15 protein-coding genes are annotated in these 20,558 nt (G+C 69.9%); 5 read left to right on the top strand and 10 right to left on the bottom strand.

Features of this window, described 5'->3' with window-relative positions:
- Together G6R13_RS05730 and hutG are read left to right on the top strand one after the other, a co-directional pair.
- Entirely contained in the window at positions 1-516 is a 516-nt protein-coding gene (locus G6R13_RS05730) for a CoA-binding protein (RefSeq protein WP_041104443.1), read from the top strand.
- A 74-nt stretch (positions 517-590) separates the two neighbouring features.
- Positions 591-1,637 (top strand): formimidoylglutamase, encoded by a 1,047-nt coding sequence (hutG, locus tag G6R13_RS05725; protein ID WP_041104441.1) that lies wholly within the window; start codon positions 591-593, stop codon positions 1,635-1,637.
- A gap of 131 nt (positions 1,638-1,768) precedes the next feature.
- Here hutG and G6R13_RS05720 read toward each other — a convergent pair whose 3' ends face one another.
- The 4 genes from G6R13_RS05720 to G6R13_RS05705 form a co-directional block, all read right to left on the bottom strand.
- Positions 1,769-2,233, bottom strand: a complete 465-nt coding sequence (locus G6R13_RS05720; RefSeq protein ID WP_163721201.1) for a hypothetical protein — start codon at positions 2,231-2,233, stop codon at positions 1,769-1,771.
- A gap of 254 nt (positions 2,234-2,487) precedes the next feature.
- Positions 2,488-5,937, bottom strand: a complete 3,450-nt coding sequence (locus G6R13_RS05715; RefSeq protein WP_163721199.1) for a DEAD/DEAH box helicase family protein — start codon at positions 5,935-5,937, stop codon at positions 2,488-2,490.
- A 47-nt stretch (positions 5,938-5,984) separates the two neighbouring features.
- Positions 5,985-7,055, bottom strand: coding sequence for a restriction endonuclease subunit S (locus G6R13_RS05710; RefSeq protein WP_163721198.1), 1,071 nt, complete (start codon positions 7,053-7,055; stop codon positions 5,985-5,987).
- Positions 7,052-8,548 carry a class I SAM-dependent DNA methyltransferase gene (locus G6R13_RS05705; RefSeq protein ID WP_338039609.1) on the bottom strand — a complete coding sequence of 499 codons (1,497 nt, stop codon included), beginning with the start codon at positions 8,546-8,548 and terminating at the stop codon, positions 7,052-7,054. The genes G6R13_RS05710 and G6R13_RS05705 overlap by 4 nt, the downstream gene beginning before the upstream one ends.
- 141 nt (positions 8,549-8,689) lie before the next feature.
- Here G6R13_RS05705 and G6R13_RS05700 point away from each other — a divergent pair, with 141 nt between their 5' ends.
- Both G6R13_RS05700 and G6R13_RS05695 read left to right on the top strand, forming a co-directional pair.
- Positions 8,690-10,678 (top strand): hypothetical protein, encoded by a 1,989-nt coding sequence (locus tag G6R13_RS05700; RefSeq protein WP_163721196.1) that lies wholly within the window; start codon positions 8,690-8,692, stop codon positions 10,676-10,678.
- A gap of 222 nt (positions 10,679-10,900) precedes the next feature.
- Positions 10,901-11,803: an MFS transporter gene (locus G6R13_RS05695; protein ID WP_275898396.1), complete on the top strand. Its 903-nt coding sequence runs from the start codon at positions 10,901-10,903 to the stop codon at positions 11,801-11,803.
- Between the two features lie 125 nt (positions 11,804-11,928).
- On the opposite strand, the gene hutH is transcribed toward G6R13_RS05695, so the two are convergent.
- From hutH to hutU, 4 genes are all read right to left on the bottom strand, one after another.
- Positions 11,929-13,536, bottom strand: a complete 1,608-nt coding sequence (hutH, locus tag G6R13_RS05690; RefSeq protein ID WP_163721194.1) for a histidine ammonia-lyase — start codon at positions 13,534-13,536, stop codon at positions 11,929-11,931.
- A 29-nt stretch (positions 13,537-13,565) separates the two neighbouring features.
- Complete coding sequence (gene hutI / locus G6R13_RS05685; protein ID WP_163721192.1) at positions 13,566-14,771, bottom strand: imidazolonepropionase; 1,206 nt, start codon at positions 14,769-14,771, stop codon at positions 13,566-13,568.
- 49 nt (positions 14,772-14,820) lie between these two features.
- Positions 14,821-16,197, bottom strand: coding sequence for a YjiH family protein (locus G6R13_RS05680; protein ID WP_163721190.1), 1,377 nt, complete (start codon positions 16,195-16,197; stop codon positions 14,821-14,823).
- 117 nt (positions 16,198-16,314) lie between these two features.
- On the bottom strand, positions 16,315-18,012 hold the full coding sequence (gene hutU, locus G6R13_RS05675; protein WP_163721188.1) for a urocanate hydratase: 1,698 nt from the start codon (positions 18,010-18,012) through the stop codon (positions 16,315-16,317).
- A gap of 150 nt (positions 18,013-18,162) precedes the next feature.
- Here hutU and G6R13_RS05670 point away from each other — a divergent pair, with 150 nt between their 5' ends.
- Positions 18,163-18,876, top strand: coding sequence for a helix-turn-helix domain-containing protein (locus G6R13_RS05670; protein ID WP_060973530.1), 714 nt, complete (start codon positions 18,163-18,165; stop codon positions 18,874-18,876).
- 114 nt (positions 18,877-18,990) lie between these two features.
- Here G6R13_RS05670 and G6R13_RS05665 read toward each other — a convergent pair whose 3' ends face one another.
- Both G6R13_RS05665 and G6R13_RS05660 read right to left on the bottom strand, forming a co-directional pair.
- On the bottom strand, positions 18,991-19,530 hold the full coding sequence (locus G6R13_RS05665; RefSeq protein ID WP_036315779.1) for a hypothetical protein: 540 nt from the start codon (positions 19,528-19,530) through the stop codon (positions 18,991-18,993).
- Positions 19,531-19,667: 137 nt separating this feature from the next.
- Entirely contained in the window at positions 19,668-20,453 is a 786-nt protein-coding gene (locus G6R13_RS05660; RefSeq protein ID WP_098093794.1) for a carbon-nitrogen hydrolase family protein, read from the bottom strand.
- Positions 20,454-20,558 lie beyond the last annotated feature (105 nt).

Raw genomic sequence — 20,558 nt, 5'->3', positions numbered from 1 at the left:
ATGAGCACCACCCACCCCGAGCGCACCTGGACCGGCCCCGGCGCCCCCGAGCGCCTGGCGATCCTGCGGCGCACCCGGTCGATCGCGATCGTCGGCGCCTCGGACAAGCCGGCCCGTGCGTCGTACTTCGTGGCCACGTACCTGCTGAGCTCGACCACGTACGACGTCTACTTCGTCAATCCCGTGCTCGCCGCGGCCGGCAAGGAGATCCTCGGCCACCGCGTGTACGCCTCGCTGGACGACCTGCCCGTCACCCCGGACCTCGTGGAGGTGTTCCGCAAGTCCTCCGACGCCCCCGAGGTGGTGGCGGACGCCGCCCGCGTGGGCGCCCGGACCGTGTGGCTGCAGCTGGGCATCTGGAACGAGGACGCCGCGCGTCAGGCCGAGGCCGCGGGCCTGGAGGTCGTGATGGACCGCTGTGTGAAGATCGAGCACGCCCGCTTCCACGGCGGGCTCAACCTCGCCGGCTTCGTCACCGGCGTGATCAGCTCGCGGCGCCAGGAACTGGACCGCTAGGCGGACGACGCCCCGTGTCGGGCGTCGTCCGGCCCTCGTTGCGCACCCGCCCGTCGATGGCGTGGGATGGGCCCATGACCTCCGAGCTCCCCTCCTCGTCCCTCTCCCCCGCCTGGACCGGCCGCACCGACGGCGACACCCCCGAGCACCTGCGCTGGCACCAGGTCGTCCGCCCCGCCGACGGGCGCGGCGAGCCCACGACGACGCAGCGCCACCCCGGTGCCGGTGCTCCGACGTCGGGCGCGCGGTCCACGGCGCTCATCGGCTTCGCCTCGGACGAGGGCGTGCGCCGGAACCACGGCCGCGTGGGCGCCGAGGACGGCCCGGAGGCGCTGCGCGGTGCGCTCGCCTCGCTCGCGTACCTCGAGGGCACGGGCGCGCTCGTGGACGCGGGCGACGTGTCCGTGGACCGCGGCGACGACGACGCCCCGGGCGAGCTCGAGGCGGGCCAGGCCGAGCTGGGCACGGTGGTCAGCGGGCTGCTGAACGCCCACGACCTGGCCGTGGTGCTCGGCGGCGGACACGAGACCGCCTACGCCTCGATCACGGGCCTGACCGGCTCCACGCGCGTGGGCGCGGGCACGCGCGTGGGCATCCTCAACCTGGACGCGCACTTCGACCTGCGCGAGGCGCCGCGGCCCAGCTCCGGCACCCCGTTCCTGCAGGCGCTGCGGGACGCCGAGGGGGCGGAGCATCAGCTCTCCTACGCGGTGGTGGGCATCAGCGAGGCCAACAACACCCGGGCCCTGTTCGACACCGCGCGCGAACGCGGGGTCACGTGGGTGACCGACGAGCAGGCCCAGACCGCCGACGTCACCGGCGTCCGCCGCTGGGTGCGCTCGTTCATCAACGCGGTGGACGTGCTCTACCTGACGATCGACCTGGATGTGCTGCCGGCCGCCGTCGCCCCGGGGGTGAGCGCACCGGCCGGCTTCGGCGTGCCGTACGAGGTGATCCACGCGTGCGCGCTGGAGGCCACCCAGTCCGGGAAGCTGGCCCTGGCCGACGTCGTGGAGCTCAACCCCGCCCTGGACGTGGACGGCCGCACGGCGAAGGCCGCGGCCCGGCTGATCCACACGATCGTCAGCCGTCACCGGACGGACGCGTCGCTGCTGGCCTGAGCGGGCCGGGGTCCATTCGGGCGCGGGGGCCGCACCGCGAGGGCCGCGGTGCGGCTGATCCACACGATCGTCGGCCGCCACCGCCGCTGAGGTAGCGAGGTGCGTTGAGGGTCACTCAGCCTCTGTGATGATCAGAAAGCAGACTCTGCATCTTCCAGAGCTTCTTTAAGAACCTCCACGCCTGATTTTGGCTGAGCCGGGCACACCTCCGGCCTCGGGCAGAGCACAGAGATGAGCATCCAGATCGCCAAACGAATCTGCCCAGTCGGATTGATCCCCTCCACGGCTCCCGCTGCAATCTTCTTTGTCGCTGCGATTGCCAAGGCGACGACCGGTCGAGGAAGACCTGCCGTGGTGAGGGCTGTTCTGATGCTATCGGCTGCTTCATCGATGTATTCGCCTGGATCTAGCGCATTCGCCACCTCGGCAAGTACCTGGCAGATAGCATGGCTCCGCGCTCGTCCACGCCCCTGTTCGTCATCGGCTACGGCAAAATCAAGAAGGTGCGTACGGACTTCCCGAATGCTTTCCGCGACCAGAAGGTCACCAGCCAACTGAAGCACTTCATCGATTCGACGACGGCGCTCACATTCCATTGAGGAAGTCTGCCTATCGACACCCTCCGGCCCTGGGGGCAGAGCGATCAATGTCTCTGTTGGTGGGGTAACGCCCGGACCTGGGGAAGAGCCACAGTGCGGACAACGTGCACGAGCAGTCTCTTTCCTGTGGCCTCGCTTGGGGGCCCTGGGGCAGGTGACGGGAGTCATGTCTGAACACTACGTGAGCAGTCATAGAAACTGGAGGCTCGCAGAAGGGCGGATATCACGACTCGGCTCACCGTCCGGTCAGGTCATGCGACGACGCCGCGCGCCTCGTCCCCGCCCGCGTTCGCTTCTGGTCCCGGCACCATCGCAGACGTCCGGACGAAGTCCAGCCGCTCGCGCAGGGAGTACACCTGCGCCTCCTCGAACAGGCCGAACGGCCCCTCGGGGGCGTCGTCCGTGTAGGGGGACTCGAACAGCCGGCCGGCGTCCAGGACGCCGTTGGCGGTCAGCTCCTCCACCATGTGACCCAGGAAGCGGATCTGCGCCTGGGTGAGCGTCCGGTCCTGGACGAAGTCCGCGACCACACCCTGCGCGGCGGCACGATCCATCCCCACTAGCATGCGCACGAACAGGCCCAGCTGTCCCTCGCCCTCGGACTTCGCCGCGGCCAGGTGCACGTCCTCGGCCCCGATGCTCCGGAGCAGCTGTTCGAGCGACTCCAGGTCCTGCTCGGTGAGCTGCTTGCCGTGGCGCAGCTTCTGCAGCGCCAGCGAGGACTCGTTGCGGCGCAGCGGCTCGCTGACCTTGGCCCAGAACCGTTCGATGTCCACACCGGGCGTCGGCCGCACGACGTCGACCTCCTCAAGCTGCGTGAGCGTGTCCGCGAAGTCCGTGTATACGCGGGAGCGGCGGACCTTCTCGATGAACTGGACGAGCCCGCGCAGCTTCTTCCGGGCGTGCTCGAGCATGCCGAGAGTGACGCCCTCCCACCATTCCTCCCCGGCCACGGCCTCGAGGAGGATGATCTGTTCCTTGACGGCGGGGATGGCGTCCTTGGAGAGCAGGTTCTCCGCGAGGGACTGCACCGTGGCCCGGATGCGCTCGGACGTGCCGGCCTCCCCGGTGAGGTCTGCCAGCTGCCGGCGCACGATGAGCAGGTCGAAGCGCTTGGCGTCGACGTCCTCCCCCGGCAACCCGGTGACCACCCCGGCCAGCGCGCGTGCCCGTTCGGCGGCCTGGGCGCTCAGGGACGTCCACGCCTCAGGCCGCTGGAACTCCTCGACCTCCCGGCGGAGGGGGCGGGCCAGGACGTTCTCGAGGGTCAGGCGGGCGATGGCCGCCTGCAGCTCCTCGGCGGCGGTGCGGCGCAGCTCGCGCACCGCGCGTTCCTCCGGCCCGGCGGTGGCGGGCGCCCCGGCGTCGTCGTCCAGGGCGTCGAGGGCGACGACGAGCGCGAGCCGGTCCTCGAACAACCGCTGGGTGAGGGACTTCTGGGTGGAGCCGTCGGACTCCGGGAGATCCTGGTTGAAGAACTCGAGGTTCTGGCACCAGTCGAAGACGAGGAAGTCCTCCTTGTCCCTCCCCGGCCCGTAGAGGTCCGGGCGCAGGCGGGTGCCGCGGCCGATCATCTGCCAGAACTTGGTCTTGGAGCGGACGAGCTTGAAGAACACGAGGTTGACGACGTCGGGCACGTCCACCCCCGTGTCCAGCATGTCCACGCTGATGGCGATGTGCGGGGCCTTGCCGGGGGTCTTGAAGTCGTCCAGCAGGGCGTCCGGGTAGCGGCTGGCGTGGGTGATGATCTGGGCGTACCGGCCGCCGAGCTCCGGCCACTGGGCGTCGAACCGCTGCAGGATGAACTCGGCGTGCGGCTGGTTCTTGGCGAAGACGATGGTCTTGCCGAGCCGTTCGCCGTCGGCCACCTTGTGGCCGTGCTCCATGAGGGTGGAGAGCACGCGGTCCACGGTGTCCGCATTGAAGAGGAACCGGTTGATTTCCTCGCTCGAAACCTCCTCGGGCGCCTCGTCCTCGCCCCAGTCCAGCGCGTCCCAGGCCTCCTGCTCCTCGGCGGGAAGCTGGTCGTACCGGATGCCGCGACGCAGGAAGGTGGTGCCCACGGAGACGCCCCGCGGCGGCACCAGGAACCCGTCCGCCACGGCCTCGTCGAGGGTGTAGGCGTCGGTCGGCACGCCGGGCTCGAGGCCGAAGAGGCCGTAGGTGTTCCGGTCGATCTCGTCCTTGGGGGTGGCGGTGAGGCCCACGAGGAGGGCATCGAAGTGGCGGAAGATCTCGCCGTACTTGGCGTATACGGACCGGTGGGCCTCGTCCACGATCACCAGGTCGAAGTATCCGGGGTCGAAGCGGGCGCCCTGGCCGGTGGACTCCTGGATGAGGCCGAGCATGGTGGGGTAGGTGGAGGCGTAGATGCGTCCTTCCCCGTGCCGGTTCTTCAGCAGGTTCACGGTGGTGCCGGCGAAGCCGTGCTCCACGAAGGCGTCCGCGGCCTGCTTCACGAGGGCCTGCCGGTCCGCGAGGAAGAGCACGCGCTTGACCCATCCGGCGCGGGCCATCTGGTCCACCAGGGCGACGGCGGTGCGCGTCTTCCCGGTGCCGGTGGCCATCACCAGCAGTGCGGCGCGGCGCTTGTTCTCGAAGGCCTCCCCGATCGCCCGGATGGCGCGTTCCTGGTAGGGCCGTCCAGCGATCTCGGCCTTGACGGGGGTCTGCGCGAGCGGCCTGCGGCCGGCGCGCCGCTGGATGAGGGTGTCCAGCTGGGCGGGGGTGTAGAAGCCGCGGACCTGGCGGGGCGGGTAGCCGGCGGCGTCGTCCCACAGGTAGTGCTCCACGCCGTTGGTGTAGAAGATCACGGGCCGGCGGCCGAAGCGGGCCTCGAGGGCGTCGGCGTAGCGGGCGGCCTGGTCCTGGCCGAGCTGCACGCTGGCGGTGGTCCGCTTCGCCTCGACGAGTGCGACCGGCTTGCCGTCCGCGCCCCACAGCACGTAGTCCACGAACCCGTCGCCGGTGGGGGTGGGCATGCCGGTGACGGGGAACTCGCGGCCCCGGGTGTCCGTGAGCGGCCAGCCGGCCTCGTTCAGGAGCTGGTCGATGAACAGGTCCCGGGTGTCGTTCTCCGTGTAGTCACGGGGGTCGACGACGGCGCCCGCGGCCTCCTTGACCGCGGTCAGTTCGGCGCGGGCGGCGGCCAGGTCGGCTTCGAGCTGTGCCCGGGCCTGTTCGGAGGCACCGAGGGCGGCGGCAGCCTCGGCGTCCCTCTTCTCGATCAGGTCGTTGAGCTGGACGACCTCCTCGCGCGTGAGCGGGGCGGCCTGCGGAGCGAGGGCCGGGTCGAAACGAGCCTGCATGTCCAGGGCAGGACCGGCGGCGGAGTGCCGGAACGCCGCCCAGAGGAGCACGTGATGGAGCTCGGTGAGCACGAATGCGGCGGTGCGGGGGTCGATGTCCAGGAGCTTGTGGACGGCGTCGTTGCCGCGCTGGCGGATGACGTTGAGCTTCTGCACGATCCGCGGGTCCGCCTCGTGGAGGAACGCGTCCGCGTTGATGCGGGCCGCGAGGTCCGCCTTGTACGGCTCCGGCAGGCCGCGCAGCCGGTAGATGCCCTCGACCACGAGCTCCATAGTGCGCCGCGCGTAGAAACAGGCCGAGCGAGGGTCCGTATGCAGGTAGGACTCCGCCCGCACGGCGTTCTCGTGGACCCGCGGCCACACGGGGGCGAGGAAGTCGAAGTTGCTGCTCATGCTCGCGGCTCCGTCCGGTCCGTTCTCAGGCGAATGGGATCAGGATCTCAGAGTTCGCCCCGGAAGGCACGGGACTGGAGGGAGGCGAAGAGCTGACGCTCGGCCTCCCATGCCGCGACCAGATTCGAGCGCACCCGGGAAACAATAGAGGCGACCCGCGCAAACTCTTCTTGAACCTCAAAGGGAGCGACAGGAATCAGCAACTCTTCGAACTTCGATTTGGCAAGAATTGGCATCGTCGTAGAAGACCCTCGAGCCGCCACCACATCCGACTGAGCGCGCATCGTAAAGTACCCATATAGGTCATCCATGTCCGGGCCCCATTCGATCGCATTGATCTGTTGATTGAATGCAGACTGTTCGGCCACAATGCCCACCTTCCCGATGGTCGCTCCTATGCAACAGACCATCGTCGCTCCTGCTCGCACTAGGCGGCTCTCCTGTGCACCAAGATCGGTAAGAGTCCGCTTCGCGCTGACCAGACCACCCAAATCGCCTGGGGCGACAAATGGGATCACCCCGCCGAAGTAGTCAGCTTTCGACGTCGCAGGGGTCTTGCCCGTCGACACCTCACCTAGTGAACGAATGGGCCGCCTTGGGATATCACCAGAACGTAAAGTCGAGTTGTATACGTTATCCAAGAAGTCATCTATCCATATACAGGCCCTTACACGGCAACCGATTGAATGGAGAGAAGTCCCTAGTATGGCGGCGATGCGGCGCTGCTCGTCGAGCGGCGGGAGGGCAAGAGTCAGTCGGTAGGCATCCTCGCGATTCAGTCCGGGGACCGCAGCGGCCTTGTTCAACGTCTTCAGGGGCAGCCACCGCAGTGCCAGGTAGAGCCAACGAAGATCAACATTGGCTCGTCTCGGTAGGGCGAAATACGTTGTGTCGATCGGCCAGAAGTCGTCCTCGGACCAATGCACCTCTCCGATCGACCCCTTTCGGCCAACGATGATGCCCGGCCCACGTTGGATGGCCTTCTCATGTGCCCCGACGAGGCCGCTCGACCCGAAAACGGGGAACCCCTCGCCAGAGCGAGCCTTGGCGGGTAGGCTCTTCCCGTATTTCAGCTCACACAGTTCCCCCAACGCCACCGTCGTCCAGCCAGGCTTCACTTGAGCATCTCCTTGAGCTCGGCCAGGCCGGCGCGGATCTCGTCGTCGAGCTTCTCAAGCTTCGCGATGATCTCCAGGGGGTCACGGTGCTCGGCCTCCTCGAACTCGATCTCCTTGTACCGATTCAGGGAGAGGTCGTAGGCGTTGTCCGCGATCTCCTGCTTCGGCACGAGGAAGGACTGCTCGGTGCGCGCCCGCCCGGCCTCACCTTCGCGGTTCCGCCACCGCTCCAGCACGTCCGGCAGGTCGTTCGCCTCAACCGGGTTCCGCTTGTCATCCAGGGAGAACCCGTCCGCCTGGACGTCGTAGAACCACACGTCCTCCGTGCCGCCGGTGCCCGTCTTCGTGAAGAAGAGCACCGCCGTCGAGACCCCCGCGTACGGCTTGAACACACCGGAGGGGAGCTTCACCACCGCCTCTAGCAGGTGCTCCTCCACCAGCAGCCGGCGGATCTCCCTGTGGGCCTTGGTGGAGCCGAAGAGCACGCCGTCCGGCACCACCACCGCGGCCCGGCCGCCGGGCTTGAGCAGGCGCAGGAACAGGGCCATGAAGAGCAGCTCGGTCTTCTTCGTCTTCACCACCCGCTGCAGGTCCGCCGCCGTGGAGTCGTAGTCCAGTGAGCCCGTGAACGGCGGGTTCGCCAGGATCAGCGTGTACTTCTCCGCGTCGGCGGATGCCCCCTCGGAGAGAGAATCCCGGTACCGGATGTCCGGGGACTCCACACCGTGCAGCAGCATGTTCATCGAGCCGATGCGCAGCATGGTGGAGTCGAAGTCGTAGCCGTGGAACATGGAGCGGTGGAAGTGCCGACGCTGCGTCGCATCCACGAGCGCTTCCGGGTGCTCCTCGCGGACGAACTCCGAGGCCGCCACCAGGAACCCGGCGGTGCCGCACGCCGGATCGCAGATCTCATCGGCCGGCGTCGGCGCCGTCATCCTCACCATCAGGTCGATGATGTGCCGCGGCGTGCGGAACTGCCCGTTCACCCCCGAGGACTGCAGCTTGGAGAGCAGGTACTCATACAGATCTCCGTTGGTATCCCGATCCGCCATGGGCAGCTGGTCCACCAGGTCCACCACCGTGGCGAGCAGTCCTGCGTTGGGGATGGTGAAGCGGGCGTCCTTCATGTGGGACGAGTACGTGGAGTCCTCCCCGCCCACCTGCCGGCCGTACTCGCGCAGGAACGGGAACACGGAGTCCGAGACCGTGAGGAACATGGTGTCCGGGTCGAGCTCCTTGAAGCGAGACCAGCGCAGGTGGTCCTGATGCGGCGCGAACTTGGCGTCCTCGATCGGCCGGCCGGTGAACTCCGCACGCCGCTGCGCCGCCGTGTGCAGCTCGTCCAGCCGACGCAGGAACAGGAGGTAGGTCATCTGCTCGATGACCTCCAGGGGGTTAGAGATGCCGCCCGTCCAGAACGTGTTCCAGACGCGGTCCACCTTGGTCTTCAGCTCGCCGGTGATCACCGGATCAGCGTAGGCGATGGGGTGCATCACGTGGCAAAGTGACGCGTGGCACCCCCGGCACATCTGACGACAGGAGAAGTCATGGCGGTTGGATATCGGGCGATCTTCGCAGTCAGCCCACGCGAAGACGCTCTGGCCATTGCCCGGGAGTCTGTGCACTCCTGGCTCGTGGACAAGTTGAATCGCGCGCGCCCGGAAGTCCGTCAGCAAGCTCTGGAGTTGGATTTCAACGCGCCCTTCGCCGTGCAACTCAGTGACGAGATCCATGTGTCCAACACGCGAGCTCATGGAGACAACGGCCAACTTCAGCAGCTGATACGCCTGGATGAAAGCTCCGCCCCGGGTGAGACATGGCGCGTGAACATTACTGCAGACCGGAACGACGTTGGGGGCGTCCGTCAGCAGACCATTATGGTCGAGCTCGATCCCCTCCACCTCGATGCCGAAACTGCTGTCATGCGGGCTGCGCCTCCGCGGTTTGTCCGCGAAATGCTGACTCAGCACGTACTTCGCAGCGGCACCACCGTTCTGACAGCCACCCCCAAGGCCCTTCGTGGAAGTGAAGGCGGCCGCGAGGCCTACCGGGCCGTCATCGACCCACTGCGCCAAGCGCAGGCGGTCATTGCGGCCCAGCCCCCCGGCAGCGACATGACGATTTGGCAGGCGGCAGTTGCCTCGCTCACTCGCCAGGCCATGGGCATCACAACTGCTCTGACGCTCGACAAGGATGCGTTGGACCAGTTCAATCGCCGCCTTCCCCGCAACCTGCAACTGCAGCCTGGCGAGGTACGCACTTTCGCTCCGCATGTGGACCTTGACGATCCGGCGGACTCCCTGCGTCATCGCAGTCTCGGACCAGGGACCTTCGCGCGGCACATCAAGCCTCGTGTGAAGGACGGCGTGACCGTCCCAGAGGTCGACCCGACCTTCGCAAGTGTCCACGCTCGCCGTGCACGCATGTATGCCCTAGAGCAGCCGCTTCCGGACTCCATTCGGAGCATGCGTCAGCAGGTACGAACGGGTGAGCTCCGCGAAGAGCGCGACCGCGCTGCCGGCCTCGTAACCGGATTCTCCACCGTCCGCGTTCGCCCGGCTGCTCCGGCTCCAGCAGCCTCACCCCACCGCCCGGGAGCGGGCAAAAGGCCTTCACCTACACCTACAAGTGGACGGCTAGGGGCTTCAGGCGCCATTCCTGTGCCGCGCCCACTGCCACCGAGCCAGGAAAAGGTGGCCGAGGCGTCCAGCGCAACTCCTGTGGCTCCTGCAGAGGCCCCCCAGGCAAGCGCGCCATCTTCAATCACACCGGTACCTGCGTGGCAGAAGACGTTGGTCCAACTTGTGTGGAGCACGCTCGGCACAGAGGAAATCACGAAGGAAGCCATCGAGTTGCTGGCCGAACAGCTGGCAGCGTCGGGTCGGCGCGAACAGGTCGCCGACGAGCAGATCGCCAATGCTGTTCGGGAGGCGGAGATCGCCGCCGCGCAGCACGATGACCTCCGCGCACGCCTTGAGGATGCCGAACTCGCCGCCGCCGCAGAGCAGGAGGAGCGTGAGAGCCTCGCTCGCGAGGTAGAACACCTACGACGCAAGGCCATCGAGGCGGAACGCTACGAAGACCTGGTGGTCCCCGAGGCCACGGACGAGGAGGCCAAGCCCTCCACCTTCGACGATCTCATCGAAAGGATCCAATCCGAGCGATTTACAACGCACGAGTACGTGGTCTTCACGGGTGATATGAAGAAGGTCAACGAAGTGGAAGCTATCGACATAGTGGGCCGCCACCTCAGTTCCTGTTGGGAATTCGTGTTGACCCTCGAGGGATACGCGCGAGCTAAGAAGGACGGCTTCAATGGTGGCGTCCATCAATATCTTACAAGCGGTGAAGTCGATGGAAAAAGGTGCAGCCCGGGCAAGCACGCTTCGCTAGAAAGCGAATCGGTAAAGAGCAACGCGGCACAGCGCCGGGAGCGCCTTCTGCCCGTTCCCAAGAACGTGGACCGTAGTGGAGCCGTCCATATGTGGGCCCACTTTAAATGCTCCAAGGATGGGACAAAATCCCCCCGGATGCACTATTACGACGACACCGACAACACAGGAAAAATCTATATCGGGTATATCGGCCCTCACCTGACGAATAGGCAGACCTCATCCATGTGAGCAAGAACGGCACACAGCCTGGGCTGGCCACACGTCGGCGCCCGCCCCACGCTCCGTGGGCACTTCCTGATGCATCAGCGCGGGCGGATGCGTCAGGAAGTGACTAGGGAGCACCCGGGGCCGGGCTCAGTGCCCCTCGGCCTCAGCACCCTCGGCCGGATCGGCCAGGTCCTGGGGCTCAGCGTCGACGGCATCCGCGCCATCGCCCGCCTGCTGTAGGGCCTGGCGCACGGCGGCGAGATGGGCACCTCCGTGACCTACCTCGTGGAGCGGGCGCCGCAGGGTCGGCGCGGGCTGTTCGGGGCGACGTCGTGGGTGTCCGTGGTGGTGGGCACGATCCTGGCCACGCTCGTGGGCCTGGCCGTCAACACGCTGCTCTCCCCCGAGCAGGTGGCGTCCTGGGGCTGGCGCGTGGCGTTCGGCATCGGCGGCGTCCTCGGCCTCTACGCGCTGTACCTGCGACGGAGCCTGACGGAGTCGGAGCACTTCACGGCGGCACAGCAGGTGGTGCCCACTGCCGACGACGCTCCCCGCCGGGAGCTGGGTGCGGTGTGGCGCGGCCTGCTGACGATCTTCCTGGTCTCCGCGGGCGGCTCCCTGATGTTCTACACGTGGCTGATCTACCTGCCCACGCACGCGCAGGTGGCCCATCAGATGGACAAGTCCACCACCCTCTCGGCCTCGCTCCTGGCCCAGGTGATCTTCCTGGCCGCCATCCTCGGGGCGGGCCTGCTGGGCGACCGGGTCGGCCGCCGTCCGCTGGTCATCGCCTTCGGCCTGCTCTTCGTGGTGCTGCCGTTCCCGCTGTTCGGCATGCTGGACGGCACCTTCGCCTCGTTCCTGCTCGTGCAGACCATCGCCCTGCTGGCGGTGGCGCTGCTGTTCGGCGTCAACGGCGCCGTCTGGTCCGAGGTGCTGCCCACGGCGGTGCGCGCCAAGGGCGTGGCCACCATGCTCTCGCTGGCCACCGCGATCTTCGGCGGCACGGCGCCGTACCTGATCACGTGGCTGACGGCGCAGGGGTGGGCCAGCGCGTTCCCGATCTACCTCATGGTGGTCGGCGGCCTCACCGGCCTGACCGGCCTGTTCATGAAGGAGACGAAGGACGTGGACCTGGCGGCCTGAGCCGGGGCCAACCGACCCGACCCGCAGGCCGCCCCTCCACACACAGAGTGGTCACGACACGCCGTCTCGCGCAGACGCACGCGGCGTGTCGTGACCACTCTGTGGCGTCGGATGACGCTGTGGCGTCAGTGCCCCTCGGCCTCGGCGCCCTCGGACTCCTCGGCCAGGTCCTGCGGCTCGGCATCGGCGGATACGCCCGCGAGCGCCTCCGCCACGGCGGCCAGCACGGACCCGTCGCGCAGGGCCTGCTCGGCGGCGGCCAGCTGCGGGGCCATGTACTGGTCCGGGCCGGGGCCGGGGACGCCGGCCTCGCGGATCACGCGGACGGCGGCACCGGTCGCGGCGGAGGGCTGCAGCGGGGCGCGCAGCTCGATCGCGCGGGCGGCGGCCACGAGCTCGACGGCGAGCACGCGGCGGAAGTTCTCCACGGCCGAGCGCAGCTTGCGGGCGGCGTGCCAGCCCATGGAGACGTGGTCCTCCTGCATCGCGGAGGACGGGATGGAGTCCACGGACGCGGGCACGGCCAGACGCTTCATGTCCGAGACGAGCCCGGCCTGCGTGTACTGGGCGATCATCATGCCGGAGTCCACGCCCGGGTCGTCCACGAGGAACGCGGGCAGCCCGTGGGAGCGGGCCGGGTCCAGCATGCGGTCGGTGCGGCGCTCGGACATGCTGGCGACGTCGGCCACCGGGATGGCCAGGAAGTCCAGCACGTACGCCACGGGCGCCCCGTGGAAGTTGCCGTTCGAGCTCACCCGGCCGTCGTCGAGCACCACCGGGTTGTCCACGGTCGCGGCGAGCTCGCGCTCGGCCACGGTGCGCACGTACGCGAGGGTGTCGCGCAGGCCGCCGGCCACCTGCGGGGCGCAGCGCAGCGAGTAGGCGTCCTGCACGCGGGAGTCGCCCTCCTTGTGGCTGGCCACGATCGGCGAGCCCGCCAGGATCTTCAGCATCCGGTCGGCGGAGGTCGCCTGGCCCGGGTGGGGGCGCAGCGGCAGGTGCAGCTCCGGCACGAACACGCGGTCGGTGCCGAGCAGCGCCTCCACGGACATGGCGGCGGTGAGGTCCACGGTGTCGGCGAGCTCCTCGAGGTCGGCCAGCGCCATGATCAGCATGCCGAGCATGCCCTCGGTGCCGTTGACGAGGGCCAGGCCCTCCTTCTCCCGCAGCTCGACCGGCTCGATCCCGGCCTCGGCGAGCGCCTCGCCGGCCGGACGCAGCGCGCCGTCCGTCCCGACGACGTCGCCCTCGCCCATCAGCGCCAGGGCCACGTGGGAGAGCGGGGCGAGGTCGCCGGAGCAGCCCAGCGAGCCGAACTCGCGCACGGCGGGGGTGATGCCCGCGTTGAGCATGGCCACGAAGGTCTCCACCACCACGGGGCGCACGCCCGTGCGGCCGGAGGCCAGCGTGGTGGCGCGCAGGAACATCAGCGCGCGGACGACCTCGCGCTCCACCACGGGGCCCATGCCGGCGGCGTGGGAGCGGATCAGGGACTTCTGCAGCTGCGCGCGGGACTCGAGCGGGATGTGCTTGTCCGCGAGCGCGCCGAAGCCGGTGGAGACGCCGTAGGTGGGGGCCTCGGCCAGCGCCTCGACGTGGCGGCGCACCGCGCCGACGGTCTCGAGCACGTCGTCGGCGAGCACCACGCGGGCGTCGTGGCGGGCCACGGCGACGACGTCGTCCAGGGTGGCCCCGGACGTGCCGAGCGTGACGGTGACGGGAGGGGTGGTCATGGTGATGCGTTCTCCTTGCTGTCGGTCGATCAGACGGCCCGGCGGCCCGCGCGCCAGACCGCGTGGGTCAGCGGCATGCCGGGGCGGTAGGCCAGGTGGATGGCGGCGGGGGCGTCGAGCACGTGCAGGTCGGCGCGCTTGCCGACCTCGAGGCTGCCGACGCGGTCCTGCGCCCGCAGGCCGATGGCCCCGCCGAGGGCGGCGGCGCGCACGGCCTCGGCGAGGGTCAGGTGCATCTGCAGCACGGCGGTGCCCACGTTGAAGTTCATGGACGTCGTGTAGCTGGTGCCCGGGTTGCAGTTCGAGGCCAGGGAGACCTCGATGCCGGCGTCGAGCAGGCGACGCGCGGGCGCCAGCGGGGCGCGGGTGGACAGGTCGCACGCGGGCAGGCAGCCGGCCACGGTGCCGGGCGTGCCGGTGGCCGAGGCGCGGTCCCAGCCGGTCCAGGTGCCGGCGAGGGCCTCGACGTCCGCGTCGGAGAGGTGGTTGACGTGGTCCACGGAGGCGGCGCCGAACTCCACGGCCACGCCCACGCCCGGGCCCTGCTCGATCTGGTTGCCGTGCAGGCGCACGCCCAGGCCCGCCGCCACGCCCGCGGCGAGCACGCGGCGGGTCTGCTCGGCGTCGAAGGCGCCGGTGTCGCAGAACACGTCCACCCAGCCCGCGTGCTCCCGCACGGCCTCGAGCATCGGCCCGACGACGTCGTCGAGGTAGTCCTCCGCGTCCCGGCCCGGGGGCACGAGGTGGGCGCCGAGGAAGGTCACCTCGTCGACGAGGCCCTCCTCGCGCAGCCCGGCCAGCAGGCGCGCGTGGCGGGCCTCCTCCGCCACGGTGAGCCCGTAGCCGGTCTTGGTCTCGAGGTAGGTGGTGCCGCCGGCCACCGCGTCGGCCACCCGGCCGCGGACCAGCTCGGCCAGGCGGTCGTCCGAGGCGGCGCGGGTGGCGGAGGTGGTCACGCCGATGCCGCCGGCCGCGTAGGACTCCCCGGCCATGCGGGCCTCGAACTCGGCGGAGCGGTCCCCGTCGAACACGAGATGCGTGTGGGAGTCCACCCAGCCGGGCAGCACGGCACGGCCCCCCACGGACACCCGGTCGTCCGCGTCCGGGGCGTCCGCGGCGGCACCGATCCAGGCGATGCGCTCGTCCTCGACGACGACGGCCGCGTCCTGGAGCACCCGCCCTTCGGGGTCGACGGTGGTCAGCTCGGCGATGTCGGTGATGAGCGTGGAGCGCATGGGGGCCTCTCTCTGCGGGACGGACGGGACGGGACGGCGGGGCGGGGCCTCAGGTGAGCGCCGCGACCAGATGGGCGACCGGCGTGGCGAGCAGGATGGTGAGGGCCACACGCTCGGCCCAGATCACCACGAGCTTCCACAGCGGGATGGGGATGTCCGTGGCCAGGATGGCAGGCACCACCGCGGAGAAGAAGATGATCGCGGAGACGCAGACGACGCCGATCACGAACCGGGCGACGAGGTCCTCGTGACCGGCCGCCATCGTGGCCGGGATGAACATCTCGGCGATCGAGGTGGCGGAGGCCGAGGCCAGCAGGCCGGGATCGGAGTAGCCCAGCGCCCAGAACAGCGGGTAGAAGATCACGCCGATCCACTCGAACACGGGCGTGTAGGTGGCCAGGACCAGGGCGATCAGGCCCACGGACATGATGGAGGGCAGGATCTGGAGCACCATCACGAGGCCGTCCCGGAAGTTGACCCAGATGTTCTTCGGCAGGGACGGGGCCTCGGCGAGGGTCTGCTCGGCGGCGCGACGGGCCACCCGGAAGCGGTCCCGGGTGACGGCCAGCTCGGGCGAGTGGGTGACGCCCGGGTAGCACTCGTCCGGGATGCGGCTCAGCGGCGGGATGCGCACCGTGATGGCGGTGACCGCGAACGTCACCGCGAGGGTGCCGAAGAAGTACCAGAGCCAGATGTCCATCAGGCCCAGCGTCTTGGCCACGATCACCATGAAGGTCGCGGACACCGTGGAGAAGCCGACGGCGATGATCGCCGCCTCGCGGGCCGTGTAGCGGCCGCCGGTGTACATGCGGTTCGTCAGCAGCAGGCCCAGGGCGTAGGAGCCCACGAAGGAGGCGACGGCGTCGACGGCGGCGCGGCCGGGCACGCGCCAGATCGGCCGCATGGCCGGGCGCAGGTAGACGCCCACGAACTCCATGAGGCCGTAGCCGATCACGAGGGCCAGGAAGACGCCGCCGATGGGCACGATCAGGCCCACGGGCACCACGAGCTTGTCCATCAGGAACGGACCGATGCTCTTGTCCAGGATCCAGCTCGGGCCCACGCCGAACACGACCATCGCCGAGGCGACCAGGCCGAGCACGGCGAGGAACGCGAACACCGCCCGCGTGGTGCTGGTCCGCCAGCGACCCGAGGCGAACGGGTACACGGCGCCTGCGGCGATGATGGCCAGGCCCACCCAGCGGTCGGCCGGGCCGAGCAGCCCGCGCACCCAGGTCACCAGGTGGTCCAGCGGGATGGAGCTCGCCCCGTTGATCGTGATGGGCACGAAGAACATGACGATGCCGATCGCCGAGTAGACGATCATGCGCCAGCGCGCCGGCGGGCGGGGCGCGTCGGCCTCGATCGCGGCCATCGCGGTGGTGTCGGTGTGCAGCTCGTGGTCTGCGGGGCGGGACGAGTCCATCGTGGTGTCCTTTCGATCGCGAGCCGGACGAGCGGATGCCCGTCCGGCTCGCGGCGGTGAAGTCGTCGGACGGCGACGGCGCGGCGGCACCGTCGTCGTCCGACGACGTGACCGGGGTCAGTCCCGGATCGTGGCCTCCATGGGCACACGGACGCCGCGCTCCTTCGCCACCTCGGCGGCGCGGGAGTAGCCGGCGTCGACGTGGCGGATGACGCCCATGCCCGGGTCGTTGGTGAGCAGCGCCTCGAGCTTGGCCGCGGCCAGCTCGGTGCCGTCGGCCACGCCCACCTGGCCGGCGTGGATGGACCGGCCGATGCCGACGCCGCCGCCGTGGTGGATCGACACCCAGGTGGCACCCGAGGAGGTGGCGGTCAGCGCGTTCAGCAGCGGCCAGTCGGCGATCGCGTCGGAGCCGTCCAGCATGGACTCGGTCTCGCGGTACGGGGAGGCCACGGAGCCCGAGTCGAGGTGGTCGCGGCCGATCACGATCGGCGCCTTGACCTTGCCCTCGGCCACGAGCTGGTTGAAGAGCAGGCCGGCCTTGTGGCGCTCGCCGTAGCCCAGCCAGCAGATGCGGGCCGGCAGGCCCTCGAACTCCACGAACTCGGCGGCGCCGTCGAGCCAGCGGTGCAGGTGCTCGTTCTCGGGGAACAGCTCCTTCAGCGCCGCGTCGGTCACGCGGATGTCCTCCGGGTCGCCGGAGAGCGCGGCCCAGCGGAACGGGCCGAGGCCCTCGCAGAACAGCGGGCGGATGTAGGCCGGGACGAAGCCCGGGAACTCGAACGCGCGGGAGTAGCCGGCCTTGCGGGCCTCGTCGCGGATGGAGTTGCCGTAGTCGAACACCTCGGCGCCGATGTCCTGGAAGCCGACCATGGCCTCGACCTGGCGGGCCATGGACTCCTGGGCCTTCTTCGTGAAGGTGTCCGGGTCGGCCTCGGCCTCGGCGTGCCAGTCCTTCTCGTCGATCTCGATCGGCAGGTAGGACAGCGGGTCGTGCGCGGAGGTCTGGTCGGTGACGATGTCGATCTCGACGGTGCCGGCCTTCTGGCGCTCGAGCAGCTCGGGGAACACCTCGGCGGCGTTGCCCACGAGGCCCACGGAGACGGCCTCGCCGTCGCGCTTGGCCTGCATGACGCGCTCGACGGCCCTCTCGATGTCCGTCTCCACCTCGTCCAGGTAGCGCTTGCCCATGCGGCGGCGCAGGCGGTCCTCCGAGACGTCCACGATCAGGCAGACGCCGCCGTTGAGGGTGACGGCCAGCGGCTGGGCGCCGCCCATGCCGCCGCAGCCGCCGGTGAGGGTCAGGGTGCCCTTGAGGGAGCCGTCGTAGCGCTTGCGGCCGATCGCGGCGAAGGTCTCGTAGGTGCCCTGCAGGATGCCCTGGGTGGCGATGTAGATCCACGAGCCGGCGGTCATCTGGCCGTACATCATCAGGCCCTCGGCCTCGAGCTCGCGGAAGGTCTTCCAGTCGGCCCAGTCGCCCACCAGGTTGGAGTTGGCGATCAGCACGCGGGGGGCCCACACGTTGGTCTTGACGACGCCGACCGGCTTGCCGGACTGCACCAGGAGGGTCTCGTCCTCCTCGAGGTCCTTGAGCGTGGCGACGATGGCGTCGTAGGCCTCCCAGGAGCGGGCCGCGCGGCCGGTGCCGCCGTAGACGACGAGGTCCTCGGGACGCTCGGCGACCTCGGGGTCCAGGTTGTTCATGAGCATCCGCAGCGGGGCCTCGGTCTGCCAGGACTTGGCGGACAGCTCGGTGCCGCGCGGGGCGCGGATGGTGCGGGACGGGTCGTGCTGGGTGAAGCCCACGGCCATGGCAGTTCCTCTCGACGGGGTGCGTGCGCCGCCGGGACGAGTGGCCCCTGTGATTTCACGGCTCGGCATGCACTTTCCGAACATTGAAACAGTGACTCGGCTCACGCGCAAGCCCGATCCGTGTGTCCCGCACCCGTTACGCTCCCTGTCATGACCACCACCCCCACCGCCTCGACGCGCACCGTGGACCGGGCCCTGGACCTGCTCGCCGCCGTCACCGAGCAGCCCCGGCTGAGCCTGACCGAGGCCGCCCGTGCCACGGAGCTGCCGGCGTCCACGGCGCTGCGCCTGCTGCGCAGCCTCGAGGGATCCGGCTTCGTGGCCCGCGACGACGACGGCGCCTACCGCCCCGGCGTGCGCCTCATCCAGCTCGGGGCGCGGGCCTTCTCCCGGGACTCGCTCGTGCAGCTGGCCCGCGGGCCGATGGACCACGTCGTGGCCGCCACGGGCGAATCCGTCTACCTCTCGGTGACGACCCCTCCGGACTCCGCCGTCTACCTGGCGATCGTGGAGGGCACGCATTCGGTCCGCCACACGAACTGGGTCGGACGCACCGTCCCCCTGGCGGGCACGGCCGTGGGCGACGCCCTGCGCGGCAGCGTGGCCGCGGGGGACTACACGCTGCGCACCCGTTCCGTCGAGAAGGACGTCACCTCGCTGTCCGCCCCCATCAGCGTGGCGGGCACGGTGGTCGGTGCACTCAGCACGCTCGTGCCGGCCTACCGCTGCACGGACGAGCTGGCGGACCGGTGCGGGGCGGCCCTCGTCGCCGCCACCCACGAGCTGGCGCACCTGCTCGGGGCGGCCGACACTCCCAGGGAACGCCCAGCCGACTCCCCTGGAAAGCCCAAGGCGAGTTCGTAGGCTGAAGCCACCTCATCGAAGGTGCGAGTGATGACGGAGAAGGCCCCGGGCCCGGCGAGAGCCGGAACCGGGGCCTTTCTCTGCGGCCGGCGCCCGAGGCGCCGGTTGCGGGGATCAGCGGCGGGAGGAGACGACGCCCGCCCAGAGGCCGCCGAGCAGGCCCGCCACCGGCAGCATCCAGAACAGGTGCAGGCCCGCCCCGTAGAGGACGGTGTTGGAGAACACCGCGAACAGGCCCACGGCACCGAGGAAGCCGCCGACCACGCCACCGACCACGTAGCGCACGACGGAGCGGGCAGCCCCGCCCATCAGCAGCACGACCAGGTAGCCGGCCGCGCCCGCCAGGGCGCCGCCCACCAGGCCGAACATGAACGACTGCACCAGCACGACCCAGCCGTGGCCGGTCTCGCCCAGCGCCACGGAGCCGTTCGGATCACCCAGGTCGCCGGTGAGCACGCGCACGACGTTGCCGATGATCACGACGAGCACCGAGACGAGGATGACGCGGTTGGTGAAGCCCCAGCCCTCCACCGGGCCCAGCGGCTCGAGCACCTCCTCCTCCACCACGGCGTGGCGCACGGGGCGGGCCGGGGCGGTGTGGGCGTTCGCGGCGTGGGGCTGGACGGCGTGGCTGCCGTCGGCGTTGATGGTCATCTCTGATCTCCCGTCCCGCCCCGGGCGGGGCGCGTTCCGAGCGCCGGGGCGCCCGTCTGGTTGCACGTCTGACGTGATTTTAGGCTTTTCCCAGCCCGAGGGGGTAATGGTGACCCGTCCGCCGGGCGGGGGGCGGCTCAGAGGACGTCGGTGCGGCGGTTGGCGAGCGAGGGGAGGAACTCCCGGACCTCGTCGATCCGCTCGCGGGTGACCTCCGCGGTCACCACGGCCTCCCGCTCGTCGGCGAGCTCGGCGACGGGCAGCGCCAGCGGGTCCACGATCATCGAGTGGCCCACGGTGCCGTCCGAGCACGTGTCGGCCGCGGCCACCCACACCGTGTTCTCCACCGCGCGGGCCTTGAGCAGGGTGCGCCAGTGGTCCACCTTGTGCTCGCCGGAGAACCACGCCGCGGGGATCACGAGCACGTCCGCGCCCTCCACCGCCAGACGCCGGGACAGCTCGGGGAAGCGCAGGTCGTAGCAGGTGAGCAGGCCCAGGCGGAGCCCGCCGAGCTCGATCGCCGCGACGCCGCCGTCGCCGGGGGTGATCCGGTCCGACTCGCGGTGCGCGAACGCGTCGTAGAGGTGGAGCTTGCGGTACGCGCCCAGCCGGGCGCCGTCCGCGCCCACCGCCAGCAGCGTGTTGTAGGGACGCCGGTCCGGTCCCGGCTCGTAGCCGCCCGCGACGACGGCGATCCCGTGCTCACGCGCCAGCGCCGCCAGGCCCGCGGCGAACGGCTCCCAGGCCGCGGCGACGGCGTCGGGGAACTCCTCCCCCACCTCGCGGGCCCCGAGCATGGCCTCCTCGGGCAGCACCAGGAGGTCCGCCCCCTCGCCCGCGGCGCGGGCGGCGAGGCGGGCCATCACGGCCAGGTTCGCCTCGACGTCGCCCACGGGTCCGAACTGTCCGACGCTGATCCTCATGCCCCCAGGGTAGCCAGGCCCCTGCCGGTGGCCGTCATCCCTGGTCAGCGCCGCGGCCAGCCGCCACGCTGGGGACCGGGCACGACGTCGGCCCGCATCGGCCGC

The sequence above is a fragment of the Micrococcus sp. Alg238-R198 genome (genome assembly GCF_900537135.1).
GTDB classification, from domain to species: Bacteria; Actinomycetota; Actinomycetes; order Actinomycetales; family Micrococcaceae; genus Micrococcus; species Micrococcus luteus.
Note: the sequence above shows the minus strand (reverse complement) of the source record. Positions and strands in the feature narration are given on the sequence as shown.